This is a genomic window from Granulibacter bethesdensis, assembly GCF_001889545.1.
GTDB classification, from domain to species: domain Bacteria; phylum Pseudomonadota; class Alphaproteobacteria; order Acetobacterales; family Acetobacteraceae; genus Granulibacter; species Granulibacter bethesdensis_B.
Window position 1 is genome coordinate 2119291 of record NZ_CP018194.1, and the last position, 12820, is coordinate 2132110.

General features: G+C 62.9%; 10 protein-coding genes and 1 pseudogene. 9 read left to right on the forward strand and 2 right to left on the reverse strand.

All coding sequences use genetic code 11. The features are described 5' to 3' along the window. Positions 1 to 76: 76 nt before the first annotated feature. From GbCGDNIH8_RS09675 to GbCGDNIH8_RS13145, 5 genes and pseudogenes are all read left to right on the forward strand, one after another. Positions 77 to 592 (forward strand): DUF1697 domain-containing protein, encoded by a 516-nt coding sequence (locus tag GbCGDNIH8_RS09675; RefSeq protein WP_072573016.1) that lies wholly within the window; start codon positions 77 to 79, stop codon positions 590 to 592. Between the two features lie 196 nt (positions 593 to 788). Then, the gene (locus GbCGDNIH8_RS09680) at positions 789 to 1418 is read left to right on the forward strand and encodes a ribonuclease HII (RefSeq protein WP_072573785.1); all 630 of its coding nucleotides are present in this window, start codon (positions 789 to 791) and stop codon (positions 1416 to 1418) included. A 70-nt stretch (positions 1419 to 1488) separates the two neighbouring features. Then, entirely contained in the window at positions 1489 to 2628 is a 1140-nt protein-coding gene (locus GbCGDNIH8_RS09685; RefSeq protein ID WP_072573017.1) for a site-specific DNA-methyltransferase, read from the forward strand. 104 nt (positions 2629 to 2732) lie between these two features. Then, positions 2733 to 3143 (forward strand): hypothetical protein, encoded by a 411-nt coding sequence (locus tag GbCGDNIH8_RS13070; RefSeq protein ID WP_172822942.1) that lies wholly within the window; start codon positions 2733 to 2735, stop codon positions 3141 to 3143. Positions 3144 to 3308: 165 nt separating this feature from the next. Further along, positions 3309 to 4628, forward strand: a pseudogene (locus tag GbCGDNIH8_RS13145) (peptide MFS transporter); the annotation flags it as partial. Here GbCGDNIH8_RS13145 and GbCGDNIH8_RS09700 read toward each other — a convergent pair. Next, the gene (locus GbCGDNIH8_RS09700; RefSeq protein WP_367593398.1) at positions 4606 to 5760 is read right to left on the reverse strand and encodes an A/G-specific adenine glycosylase; all 1155 of its coding nucleotides are present in this window, start codon (positions 5758 to 5760) and stop codon (positions 4606 to 4608) included. The pseudogene GbCGDNIH8_RS13145 and the gene GbCGDNIH8_RS09700 sit on opposite strands and share 23 nt — an antisense overlap. On the opposite strand from GbCGDNIH8_RS09700, the gene GbCGDNIH8_RS09705 reads away from it, so the two are divergent. The 3 genes from GbCGDNIH8_RS09705 to GbCGDNIH8_RS09715 all read left to right on the forward strand — a co-directional run bounded on the left by GbCGDNIH8_RS09705 (position 5759) and on the right by GbCGDNIH8_RS09715 (position 11629). Then, entirely contained in the window at positions 5759 to 6310 is a 552-nt protein-coding gene (locus GbCGDNIH8_RS09705; protein WP_081369056.1) for a DUF721 domain-containing protein, read from the forward strand. The genes GbCGDNIH8_RS09700 and GbCGDNIH8_RS09705 overlap by 2 nt on opposite strands. A gap of 107 nt (positions 6311 to 6417) precedes the next feature. Continuing rightward, on the forward strand, positions 6418 to 7044 hold the full coding sequence (locus GbCGDNIH8_RS09710; protein ID WP_072573020.1) for a DsbA family protein: 627 nt from the start codon (positions 6418 to 6420) through the stop codon (positions 7042 to 7044). A 13-nt stretch (positions 7045 to 7057) separates the two neighbouring features. Beyond that, positions 7058 to 11629, forward strand: coding sequence for an AAA family ATPase (locus tag GbCGDNIH8_RS09715; RefSeq protein ID WP_072573021.1), 4572 nt, complete (start codon positions 7058 to 7060; stop codon positions 11627 to 11629). 39 nt (positions 11630 to 11668) lie between these two features. Here the strand turns inward: GbCGDNIH8_RS09715 and GbCGDNIH8_RS09720 are convergent, their stop codons facing one another. Further along, entirely contained in the window at positions 11669 to 12229 is a 561-nt protein-coding gene (locus GbCGDNIH8_RS09720) for an ankyrin repeat domain-containing protein (RefSeq protein ID WP_367593384.1), read from the reverse strand. A 180-nt stretch (positions 12230 to 12409) separates the two neighbouring features. Here GbCGDNIH8_RS09720 and GbCGDNIH8_RS09725 point away from each other — a divergent pair, with 180 nt between their 5' ends. Further along, positions 12410 to 12820, forward strand: a complete 411-nt coding sequence (locus tag GbCGDNIH8_RS09725; RefSeq protein ID WP_072573788.1) for an AtpZ/AtpI family protein — start codon at positions 12410 to 12412, stop codon at positions 12818 to 12820.

Sequence of the window (12820 nt, forward strand, 5' to 3'; positions counted from 1 at the left end):
TGGAAAGCCATACCCTTTTCAGAAAAAGCAGTCGCATCCCCCTCATGTCAGCAGTCATGAAACGCGGAGTGTGTAGTTGACCGGATATGTAGCCTTGCTTCGCGCTGTGAATGTCGGCGGCACCGGCAAACTGCCGATGACGGCGCTGACGCTGATGTGCGAGATGATTGGATTCGAAAAAGTCAAAACCTATATCGCCAGCGGCAATGTCGTCTTTCAAAGCGAGAATACCGAGCAGCAGGTGCGATCCGCCCTTGAAGAGCAGCTCTATATGTACGCTGGCAAGAGCGTGGGCGTGATCGTGCGGACCGCAGACGAGATCGCAGACACACTGGCCCGCAACCCTTTTACGGACTCACCCGGCAACCGTGTCATGGTGCTGTTCGTCGATGGGGTGCTCCCAACCGATCCACTCGATCACGTCACCGGGCTCAGGAATGAGCAGGTACGATTGGGAAAACGCGAGCTTTTCGTCCTCTACCCGGACGGGATGGCGAACACTCGCCTTCGCATACCGCTCGAAAAATCGGGAACAGCACGGAATATGAACACGGTTGCGAAGCTTGCGGAGATGGCGGCAGCAATCATGTGATCCGGCCGCATCCCCTCACCCAACTTTTTCAACAGCACCGCATGTTTTTATGGCGTCCGGGATTCCACGACGCGGAATCCGTCTGGTAAGGCAAAGATGCGACTCGGCGGTTCAACAGAGTTTCAAGGCTCCGCCAGAGGCTTTGCATCTCCTGCCGCTCCCGCGTGCAGGGGGGGCTGACAGGGGGCGGATGCAGATGCCGGATGACAGGCTGGAAAGAGAAGCAGGCGGGCTTGTCGCAGGGGTCGATGAAGTCGGTCGCGGACCTCTGGCCGGGCCCGTGGTCGCTGCCGCCGTGCTGCTGCCTGCCTCTGGTTTTCCGGCTCATCTGGCCGGGATCATCGACGATTCCAAAAAACTCGATGCTGCCGCACGGAATCGGGCTTTTGCGGCCCTGCTAGCTGAACCGGGGATCACAATCGGCATCGGCGCAGCCTCCGTCACTGAAATCGGCCGGCTGAACATTCTGCATGCCAGCATGCTGGCCATGCGGCGCGCCGTTGAACGTCTGCCGACGACGCCTGATCTGGCGCTGGTCGATGGCAACCGCGCACCAGCGCTGCCCTGCGCCGCCCGCTGCGTGGTCGGGGGAGACGCAAAATGCCTCTCCATCGCCGCGGCCTCCATCATCGCGAAGGTGGTGCGGGACCGTGCCATGGCGCGCCTCGCCCGGCGCTATCCCGTCTATGGCTGGGAACGCAATGCGGGTTATCCAACCCCGGCCCATCGTGCCGGTCTGACGGAATTCGGCCCTACCCCGCATCATCGCACTGCATTCGGACTGGTTCGCCAGTTGCTCGCCATACGGATGGAGACCGCCGCGTGACATTATATTTCATACCATCAGCATTGACGCCCTGCAGGGCGCCTCGGCACGATTGAGCGGGGTTTCTGGAATGCGACGTTTGAACACCGTCAGCGAACTGCCAATCGATCAGGTGCTGCTGGGCGACTGTGTGCAGTTGATGCAGATGCTGCCCGCCGGCTCAGTGGACTGCATTTTTGCCGATCCGCCCTACAACCTGCAATTGCGGGGAGAATTACGGCGTCCTGATGAAAGCATCGTCGATGGTGTCGATGATGACTGGGACCGCTTTACCGATTATGCGGCCTATGATGCGTTCAGCCGGGCCTGGCTGACCGAATGCCGCCGCCTGCTGCGCAAGGATGGCACGATCTGGGTGATCGGTGCGTATCACAATATTTTCCGCCTCGGCACTATTCTACAGGATCTCGGCTTCTGGATTCTGAACGATGTGGTGTGGAGAAAGGCCAATCCCATGCCGAATTTCCGGGGTCGCCGCTTCACCAACGCCCATGAGACCCTGATCTGGGCCGCACGCGGCCAGAATAGCCGCCATCGCTTCAACTATCAGGCCATGAAAACCCTGAACGATGATGTACAGATGCGCAGCGACTGGTTTCTGCCGCTCTGCACCGGCTCCGAGCGGTTGCGCAACGATCACGGGCTGAAACTGCATCCGACACAGAAACCGGAAAGCCTGTTGTATCGTGTGCTGCTGTCCAGCACGGCTCCAGGGGATGTCGTGCTGGACCCATTCCTCGGAACCGGCACCTCTGCCGCCGTTGCAAAACGTCTGCAACGCAGCTTCATCGGGATCGAGCGCCACCCGGCCTATGCGGAGGCCGCCATTGGACGCCTTCGTTCTGTCGAGCCGGCACCGCTGGATAATCTGAACATCATGCCCTCCCGCCGGGAGCAGAAAAGGGTTCCGTTCGGCAGTCTGGTAGAGCAGGGACTGCTGCCAATGGGCAGCATCCTGATGGACCGCCTGCGTCGGGTCTCAGCTCTGGTGCAGGCGGATGGCTCCATCGCCAGCGGGGCGCATCGCGGCTCGATCCATCAGGTCGGGGCCGCCGTGCAGAATGCACCGAGCTGCAATGGCTGGACCTTCTGGTTTTTCGAACTCCGCGGAGAATGGGTGCCGATTGATGTGCTGCGTGATACCCAAGTGCCCCCTCCGGCCGAGGAGCAGGACGATGATCAGCCAGAGGCGGCACAGGAGCATTCCTGAAAGACCGTTGATCCGGCGGTCATGAAATCGTACGGATTCTGCCACAAAGATGTTACAATCCAGGCGTTCCCTGAGCAGGCGTTAGTCTGAAAAGGACACCCGATATGAGAACCATGGTGCGGACTTTTACCGCGCTTGCGGTTGCCGCCGCTTTGACAGGGACGTTGCTGACACCGGCAACCGCCCATGCATGGTGGCGTGGCGGCCCGGGTTGGGGACCTCCGGGGCCTCCAGGCCCTCCGGGACCTCCAGGGCCTCCGGGCTGGGGTCCTCCGGGACCTGGGCCGGGCTGGTATGGCCCTCGCCATCACTGGCATGGCCCCGGTTGGGGTGGCGTCGCCGCCGGTGCGATAGCCGGGCTGGCATTGGGAACTGTCATCGGTGGGATGGAGCGCCCGTATTTTGCACCGCCTCCACCAGTTGTTTATGCGCCACCTCCCCCACCGGTCATCTATGCACCGCCGCCGGTCGTTTATGCACCTGCACCGCTCTATCCGTTTTTTCCCGGCTATTAAGGCGGCTGACGAAGCAGGACACTGCTGGCAGTATGGCAGTCTTGCCATGCCACAGACTGTCATAGCGCCATCGTGAACACTCACCTGCCACAGCCGGATAACCGGACCCGCGCCTTTATCGTCGTTCTGTCTATCGAGCTGTGGGAACGCTTTGGCTATTACGCCATGCAGGCGATCCTGCTGCTGTTTCTGATCCAGAAGCTGCATTTTTCCAGCCATGATGCGGTGCTTCTGGCCGGGGCCTTCGCCGCCAGCGTCTATGCGACACCGGTACTGGGGGGATGGCTGGGGGATCGGGTACTGGGGGCGCGACGCTGCACTCTGAGTGGCGCCGTGATCCTTGCCGCAGGGTACAGCCTGCTGGGTCTGCCCACCGCATGGTCCGACCCTGTTCTTGACGAAACATCGCTGGCTTTTGCCGCACTGGGCATGATTTCTGTTGGCAATGGTCTGTTCAAGCCCAATGCCGCGGCGTTGGTGCGGGTCATTCACGAGGGGCAGGACCAGCGTCTGGATGCCGCTTTCACGCTGTACTACATGGCGGTGAATGTCGGCTCCTCTGTTTCCATGCTGCTGACACCATGGGTGCAGCAACAGGCGGGCTGGCACAGTGCTTTTGCAGTCTCTTTTTTCGGTCTGGCCCTGGGGATCACCGGTTATGGCATGATGCGGTCATGGCTGGGCCAGACAGGAACCGAGAAGGACCACCATCCGGTTCCGCGCCTGCATCTCATGGCGGTGAGTGCTGGCTGTGCATTCCTGATCATCGGCATCGCCCTGCTCCTGCACTCTGCATCGCTCGCGATGTGGTGCAACATGGCGGCCGCCCTTGGCGTGCTGATGCTCTGGATCGTCTGCTATGGTCGCGCGGCACCACGGGAGCGACCGGGGCTGGCGATCATGTATGCGCTGGCCGGGCAATCATTGATGTTTTTCATATTCTATCAGCAGATGTCGACATCCCTGACGCTGTTTACCGTGCATGGTGTCTCTCCGGCGCTGCGCCTCGGCGGCCACACGCTGATGACATGGACACCGGCGCAGTTTCAGGCGCTCGACCCGATCTGGATCATGCTGCTTGGCCCGGTTCTGGCCGGTTTGTATACGACTCTGGCGCAGCGAGGCCGCGATGTCAGAATCGCAGCCAAATTCACGGCCGGTTTCGTGAGCGTTGGCACCGCATTTCTGATCTGGTGGGGTGCTGCCCGTATCGCAGCACCGGACGGGCTGGTCTCGCCATGGATCATGGTGGCCGGATATGGCGCGCTGGCATTGGGTGAATTACTGATCGGCGGTCTCGGTCTGGCCATGGTCGCACGCTATGTGCCGCAGCGGCTGAACAGCCTGATGATGGGCAGTTATCTTCTGACCATGGGCTTGTCGATGTATGCGGGCAGCAGGATCGCCAGCGTCGCCACCCCCTCCTTCTCAAGCCAGACAGCACAGACCCCTGCCGCGTTCATCAGCCTGTTTGGCGGTCTGTCCGTCGCGGCCTTCCTCGCCGCTTTGGTGTGTCTGACGATGGCACCATGGCTGCGGAGACTGGACCGGCAGCACCGGGCATTTGCCCTCCCCGACCCAGCGCCACACATTTCATCATGACAGAGGGCAGCGCCTCCTCATTCAGAAAGGCGACGGAGGCACTTTTCTCCTGCCGCGCCGGATCAGCACACAGATGCCTGACCTCCGCCGCATAGACGGTAAGGTGTAGTGCGAAATGCGTGAACACATGCGTAGCCACACCGAGCTTTCGCCAGGCGGTTTCCGCTTTGGGGGCGAGGCATAAAGCATCCTCTTCCTGCCATGCGGTGTCCTGCCATGGCGTTCCCGGCAGTTCCATCATCCCACCGAGCAATCCCCGCTCCGCCCGTCGCCGCAGCAGGACGTTGCCCTTTGCATCAGTCAGCCAGAAATGCACCCCGTATCGCTGCGGCCTGAGCTTCTTCGGTGCCTTGCGGGGAAGAGAGGCGGCAATGCCCTGCTTCCGCCCCTCGCAATGCCGCATCCACGGGCAGAGCGCGCAGGCGGGATCGAGCGGCGTACAGATCGTCGCCCCAAGATCGAACAAAGCCTGCGCGAAATCGGAAGGCTGTTCCATCGCCGCCGGATCGGTCCCCAGTTGCGCGGCCTGCGCTGCAATCAGCGGTCTGGATTGAGGCAGCGGCGCCTCAATGGCGAACAGGCGGCTGGTGACGCGCTCCACATTGCCATCCACCGGCACTGCGGGAATACCGAACGCGATCGCACCCACCGCCGCGGAGGTATACACGCCAATCCCGGGCAGGCTCCGCAGAGCCTCGATATCTTTCGGAAAGGCCCCCATCCCGGCAACCCTGCGCGCGCAGGCCAGCAGATTGCGCGCCCGCGCGTAATAACCAAGCCCGGCCCAGGCGGCCATCACCGCTTCATCCGGGGCTGCGGCCAGCGCCTGCACGGTGGGGAAACGGGTGATGAAACGCTCGAAATAGGGTATGACGGCTGCAACGGTGGTCTGCTGGAGCATCACCTCACTGAGCCAGACGCGGTAAGGATCGGGCGTTTCCCCCGGCAGAGCACGCCATGGCAAGGAACGGCGATGCCGGGCATACCACTCCAGAAGCGCAGAGGCAGGCGGAATGGGCGATCGTTCCAAGGAAAAATCCGGGATCAAGGGCGGTACGGATGCCGATATGCGGCAAGCTGATCCCTCGCGCCAGCCCCATAGCGGCATGCCGCAATCTTATTTTCAGCGCGGCCCGCGTGCCGTCTCAGCCCTGCTGCCCGCCATTACCCGACCGGTGTTTCGTAAAACTGCTCCGGGCCTCGCCACGCTTCTGTCCGAATGGACGACCATTGCCGGGCCGGTTTTGTCCTCCACCGCCACCCCGCGCAAGCTGGCCAATGGCACGCTGGTGCTGGGCTGTACCGGTCCAGCCGCAATGGAATTGCAGCACAGCACGCCGCAACTGATCCAACGCATCAATTTCTTTCTGGGCAACAAGGTGGTCGAGCGTATCCGTCTGACACAGGAAGCCCCGCCAGCACCTCCCACGCTGCGGAAAAAACCGGCCCGGGCCGAAACACCTGCTATGCGTGCCGCTGTGGAGCGTCGTCTCGATGGTCTGCCGGAAGGGGGATTACGCGATGCGCTTGCGGCACTGGGCACTGCCATGCTGAGCAAACGCTGACGCAGATAATGCCACGACTCGTCCCCTCACATCTCATGGGGTGACGGCGACGCGCATTGGCGGCAAAACCCCGTTATTGGGTAAAGAAGATATTGACGAGGAACACCATGTCCATCACCCGCCGCTCTTTCTGCACTGCCGCTCTGTTCTCCCTTCCGCTGATTCAGACCGCCCGCGCTGAATCACCCGCCGCCCCAAGCGGCGATCTGTCCAGTTTCCTGTCAGAGCGCTCTATCGGCAAAGCCGATGCCAAGGTAACGGTGATGGAGTTCTTCTCCCTGACCTGCACCCATTGCGCGGCTTTCTCCCAGAACACCTTGCCGGAACTGATCAAGAAGCAGATCGATACCGGGCATCTCCGCATCGTGTTCCGTGACTTCCCGCTGGATCAGGTTGCCCTCAGCGCCGCGATGGTCGCCCGCGCCCTGCCGCCGGAGCGTTATGAGCCGTTTATCTCCGCACTGTTCGCCAGTCAGGATCGCTGGGCCTTCAACCGCGATGGCAATGTCACGGAGTCTCTGGCGCAGATGGCTCTGCTGGCTGGACTGTCCCGCGCCAAATTCGATGCCGTCATCAATAATGAGGCTCTGAAGCGCGCGATGCTGGAGCGGCAGCAGCAGGATTCCATCAAATATAACATCAACAGCACGCCGACCTTTGCTCTGACCAACGGGAAAACGCAGTCCGGCGCGCTGTCCTACAGCGATTTCGTGTCCTTCGCCGGCCTGTCCTGAGTTTCAGCCCCCCATGCCTGTCAGCTTCTCCCGCCTGCGTATTGCCGGCTTCAAAAGCTTCGCCGATCCACAATCCATTGAGATCCTGCCGGGTCTGACAGGGGTTGTGGGGCCGAACGGATGCGGGAAATCCAATGTGGTGGAAGCGCTGCGCTGGGCCATGGGGGAGAACTCGGCCCGCGCCCTGCGCGGCGGAGAAATGGACGACGTCATCTTTGCCGGGACTGCCCATCGCTCCAGCCGTAATCTGGCAGAGGTGGTGCTGTCGCTGGAAGATGTCGCCGGTCAGGCTCCGCCCCCCTTTGGAGAGGTTCCGGAACTGGAAATCAGCCGCCGGATCGAACGCGGAGGCGGCAGTACCTATCGCATCAACGGTCGCGAAGTCCGGGCCAGAGATGTGCAAACCCTGTTTGCCGATCTGGCCAGCGGCGCCCGTTCCTCCGCGATGGTCAGTCAGGGACGGGTCGGCAGCATCGTCAATGCCAAGCCGGAAGAACGCAGGGCCATTCTGGAAGAAGCCGCCGGCATCACCGGCCTGCATGCCAGACGGCATGAGGCGGAGCTGAAGCTGCGGCAGGCCGAGACCAATCTGGAACGGGCCGAAGAACTGCGCGGTCAGTTGCAGGACCAACTCGGCGGCCTGCAAAAACAGGCGCGACAGGCCAGCCGGTATCGCAATATCTCCGGCCTTGTCAGACAGGCGGAGCTGGAATGGCTGGGCCTGCTTCAGGCGCGGGCCATGGCGGCGCTGGATCAGGCCTCTACAGCGCGTGAGGAAGCCCGCGCCACGCTCCGGCAGGCCGAACAGCAGGCAGAAGCCGCCACGATTGCAGCTTTCGAGGCTGACAAGACTCTGCCGGCTCTGCGCGAAGCCGAAGCCATGGCCCGTACGGCCCTTGAACGCCGCCGCATCGCCATGGAAGGGCAGATGCAGGCCGAAGAACAGGCTCGTAACGCACTCGATCAGGCGCAGGCGCGTCTGCATCAGGCGGAACAGGATCTGCATCACGGCGAAACCGGTCTGAAAGATGCGACTGAAGCCCTCGAACGGCTGGCCGCAGAAGAACAGGCGCTGCGTGATGCGCTGATTGCCCTGCCTGCCCGGCAGGAAGAGGCAGAACGGGACGTAACCTCTCTGGAGGAAGAAGCAGGCCGACTGGCGCAGGCCGCCGATCAGGCCACCGCCCGGGCCGCAGAGGGTATGGCTCAGGCCCGAAGCGCCGAGGCTGATCGCGCCGCCGCCGAACAGCGCCTGCAGGCGGTCAATGCGGATCATGCCCGTCTCTCCGCCGCTCTGACGGAGGCTCGTGCCCATCTGGTGGAAGAATCCGCCCTCACCGCCGCGCAGCAAAGCGCCGCCATAGCAAGACTGGCTGTAGAAGAGGCCCGCCGCGCTCTGGAGCAGGTGGAAGCCGCCCGTCCACCGCTGGCGGAACGCTACGAAGCCGCACGCCGCACGCTGGCCGATGCACAGGCCCTGCGCAGCCAGGCAGACATGGTTCTGAAAGATGCAGGCAGCCGGGCCGAAAGCATCGCCGCCCAGACTGAGGCGCTGGAACGCGATCACGCCGCGGCTCAGAGCCAGCGTATTGAAGATACCGCGCTGAAGGGCGCCAGACAGACCGCTGAAGCTGCCGCCGCCGCGCTTGAAACTGCACGGATCAGACAGGAAGAGGCAGAAACCGCACTGGCACAGGCGTCAGCAGGCCATGCCGAAGCGCAGCGTGCCATGGAAACCGCAAGCAGCGACCGGGAACGTGCCACCCTCGCCGCCGGACAGAGCACCCGGCGCGCTGCACAGATTGAAGAAGAACTTCAATCCGTTCTGGAAGAACAGGCCAGAGCAGAAGCCTCCCTGCCGTCCGCGGAGCAACGTATCGCGGCAGAAACAGCATTGGCACAGGCTGAGCAGGCTCTGGCCATCAGCGAGCAGGCCCTGGCATCCGCCGAAACTGCCCGGATCGCTGCCCGCGCCGCGCATGAGCAAGCGCGTGAGACCCACGCTACCGCCCAGGCCGATCTCGGTCGGTTGCAGGCAGAGGTTGATGGGCTTGCGGCCCTGCTGCGGCACGATGACACGGCCAAAGGTGGTTTTCAGCCCGTCTCCGATCTTTTGCGTGTGCCGGAAGGGCTGGAACGCGCCGTCGGTGCCGCGCTGGGGGATACGCTGGACAGCGCACTGGATGAAGCCGCCGATCGTTTCTGGCGTATCCTGCCGGCAGCGCCAGACCGGATGCAGCCTTTACCGGCCGGCACAGTGCCATTGTCCTCATTGATGGACCCACCAGCCGCACTGCGCCTTGCCTGTGACCATATTGGTATCATCAATGATCCGGCGACAGGTCCCGCCCTGCAATCCGGATTACATCCCGGTCAATGCCTTGTTTCCCGCGATGGCGCACTCTGGCGCTGGGACGGGCATTGCATGGCCGCAGGGGCGCCCGGTGCCGCCGCCATGCGTCTGACCCAACGCAATCGCATGCTGGCGGCTCAGGATGCTCTGGCACAGGCCAAACAGGCGGCTGAGGCAGCGGCCCAGGCCTACACCCTTGCACAGCAGCAGGAAGCCGCCTCCGTCAGCGCCGAACAGATTGCCCGCAGCAACCGCCAGCAGGCCGAGAAACAGGCTGCCGAAGCCCGTGCCGCACATTCCACCATGACAGCTGCCATGGAGCGTGTCGAAAGCCATCTGACCGCCCTCGCCAGCCGTCGCGCCCGTCTGGAAACGGAGCATCAGGAGGCAACGCAGGCCGCGCAGGAAGCTGCCGCTCTGCTGGCTTCCCTGCCACCGCTGGAACAGATGCGACAACAGACTCAGGCGGCGGCAGCGACCCTCCAACAGGCACGGGCAGCGCTGGACGATGCCGCTGCAAGACGGCGCGATGCCGATCGCATCGTACAGACCACACGGGAAGAAGCCGCCCGCCTGTCCGCCCGGGCCATGGAGGCAGAAAGCCGTCTGGGCGCGCTGTCTCCACAACTCGACCGGCTGCGCGCCGAGCGGGAGGCCGCGCAGGCTGCCTTGCAGGATGCCCGGCTTGCTGTTGAGTCCTGCGCGGACATTGCGGCCCTGACGGCGGAAAGGGATGCTGCAAAGGCCGCTCTGGATCAGACACTGGCCGAAGAAAACCGCCTGCGTGCGGCAAGGCAGGAGGCCGAAAGCGCCAGCGACCAAGCCACAGCCGCCCTCGCCGCGCTGGAAGCGCGCGCCGCAGATGCGAAAGCCAGTCTGGCTGCTATCCAGCCGCAGGCCGAACGGGCCGAAACGGACCGGCAGGAAGCCGAAGCCGCCCTGATCCTGCACCGCCAGCGACGTGATGCCATGGACGATCCGGCCAGCCTTCAGGAAGCCGCGGAGACCGCACGGCAGGCAGCAGCCACGGCCCAGAGCAGCCTTGCTGCCGCCCGCGTCAGACTGGACATGGCAAGGAACGAAGCGGACAGGATTGCGTCCCGTCAGGAAACCCTGCTCCGGGAACGTGCGGACTGGCAGATGCGGGCCGATACTGCCGCCCGCCATGTCGAGGAACTGCGTACACGCCATCAGATCCTGCTGACAGAAGCCAACACGCTGGCAGACCGTCCCGAACAGGCCGCACGCCTGATGCAGGACACGCGCACAGCGCTGGAAGAAGCAGAAACAACCCACAGACAGGCCGCCGACAGGCTGCGTCAGGCGGAGGACGCACACAGGGCAGCAGGCGAGGCCAGACGGCAGGCGGATGCGGATTTCGCCACGGCGCGGGAAGCGATTCTGCGTCTGGACGGGCAATGCGCACAGGCTGAAACCGCCCGTGATGCGGTGCAGGAGCGGATCGAGGAGCGGCTCGGCGCGGGGGCATCACTGCCGTCAGACATAGCCATTCCCGCCGAACTGTCCGACGTGGCGGAGGACAAGGCCCGCCGCAAGCTGGAACGGCTGTCGCGGGAACGGGAAGAGATGGGGCCGGTCAACCTGCGCGCCGAGATCGAGGCGCAGGATGTAGAAACCCGCATCGGCGGAATCGATCGGGAAAAAGAAGAACTCGGCACCGCCATCGCCAAGCTGCGCGGCTCGATCGGGCATCTGAACCGGGAGGGACGGGAGCGCCTGAATGCCACCTTCACCCAGGTAAACACGCATTTTCAGGCGCTGTTCAACCGCATGTTCGAGGGTGGCAAGGCCTATCTCGCCATGGTTGGCGATGATGATCCTCTGAAAGCCGGGCTGGAGATTTATGCCCAGCCGCCGGGCAAGAAACTGGCCACGCTGTCACTGCTGTCCGGCGGAGAACAGGCGCTGACCGCCCTGTCTCTGATTTTCGCAGTGTTCCGTTGCAACCCCGCCCCTGTCTGCGTGCTGGACGAGGTGGATGCTCCGCTGGACGACGCCAATGTGGAGCGGTTCTGCATGCTGCTGGTCGATATGGTACAGGAAACCGGCACGCGCTTTCTGGTCGTCACGCACCACCATCTGACCATGGCTCGGATGGACCGGCTCTATGGTGTCACAATGCAGGAAAGAGGCATCTCCCGCCTGCTGAGCGTCGATCTGCATCGCGCCACCGCTATGGTCGAGGGAGAAGAAGCGGCCGCCGCGGAATAATCTCCGCAGCCTCCCTCCCCTTCCTCGACTGGTTCCGCTTCAGGAATCCCGTCGTTCCAGCGCGGCAAGCATGGCCTGACCACCCTGCGCCTCGGCAATACCGCGCGCTGAATTGCCTTCCGCATCCGTCAGGTCAGGATCAGCGCCATGCGCCATCAGCAGGCGCACCATCATTTCACGCCCGAACATCACCGCGAACATCAGCGGGGTACGGCCAGCAGCATTGCGATGATCGACCGTAGCCCCGGCATCCAGCAGCATCCGGGCCGCTGCCTCGTCACCCTTGAACGCCACGCCGGACAGCGCCGTATCGCCATTGGCATCCACGGCATTCACCGCCGCACCACGCCGTAACAGCAAGGCTCCTGCGTCGATCTGCCCGTTATAAGTGGCCAGAATCAGAGGGGGGAAACCCCGCGCATCCGGGCGGTTGGGGTCCATACCGGACTCGAGAAATGCCTCGATCATATCGGCACGGCCTTCCCGCACCGCACCATAGAACAATGCTTCCAGCTGCTCCTGGGACAGGGACGTGCCCTCCTCCTTTTGATCAGGAATGCGAATAGATGAAATGGGAAAGGGCGGCCGCAGCTGAGTCATGAAATACGGGTCCGGATTACAATCGTGAATGCTTATAAGGCACATTGAGAAAGAAAAGTGGATAAAAAGACCGTTCTGGTGATGCAATCGTCATCTAAAAAGCCCATGCTTCTTGACACTCCCCCTACCCACCGGTAGCTAGCCGTCGCCTTTCGGCAAGGCGACTTGTCGAGGATGGATATGAAAGAGAACAGGCAGCTTCAGCCGCAGCCGGGTCAGGAAACGTCTACCAGGGTATCATCCCAGGGATTTTCCTTCCAGCAACGACTGAATGCGGCGCGAAACAGGCAGGGCCTTGGGACGGACGGGCAGAACCCGACTTCCGTGCTTCAGGCCCCTGATGGCAGCCCTGGCCCTTCCGCCATGGGTATTGGCCTGCGAATCGGTGCTGACCTCGTGTCCGCGCTGATTGTCGGGGTCGCCATTGGATATGGTCTGGATCGCTGGCTGGGTACGATGCCCCTGTTCCTGATCCTGTTCATCCTGATGGGAGGCGCGGCCGGTATTCTCAACGTATGGCGCACCCTGCGCCGTATGCCAGCCGGTCAGGGCCAAAGCGAAGCAGATGACGCCACCCACGGGCGGCGGTAG

Bases quoted from the DNA above. Each gene is read 5' to 3' on its own strand.
- GbCGDNIH8_RS09725 (WP_072573788.1), top strand. From the start codon at position 12,410: ATGAAAGAGAACAGGCAGCTTCAGCCGCAGCCGGGTCAGGAAACGTCT.
- GbCGDNIH8_RS09710 (WP_072573020.1), top strand. From the start codon at position 6,418: ATGTCCATCACCCGCCGCTCTTTCTGCACTGCCGCTCTGTTCTCCCTT.
- GbCGDNIH8_RS09680 (WP_072573785.1), top strand. From the start codon at position 789: ATGCCGGATGACAGGCTGGAAAGAGAAGCAGGCGGGCTTGTCGCAGGG.
- GbCGDNIH8_RS09715 (WP_072573021.1), top strand. From the start codon at position 7,058: ATGCCTGTCAGCTTCTCCCGCCTGCGTATTGCCGGCTTCAAAAGCTTC.
- GbCGDNIH8_RS09720 (WP_367593384.1), bottom strand. From the start codon at position 12,229: ATGACTCAGCTGCGGCCGCCCTTTCCCATTTCATCTATTCGCATTCCT.
- GbCGDNIH8_RS09685 (WP_072573017.1), top strand. From the start codon at position 1,489: ATGCGACGTTTGAACACCGTCAGCGAACTGCCAATCGATCAGGTGCTG.
- GbCGDNIH8_RS13070 (WP_172822942.1), top strand. From the start codon at position 2,733: ATGAGAACCATGGTGCGGACTTTTACCGCGCTTGCGGTTGCCGCCGCT.
- GbCGDNIH8_RS09705 (WP_081369056.1), top strand. From the start codon at position 5,759: ATGGGCGATCGTTCCAAGGAAAAATCCGGGATCAAGGGCGGTACGGAT.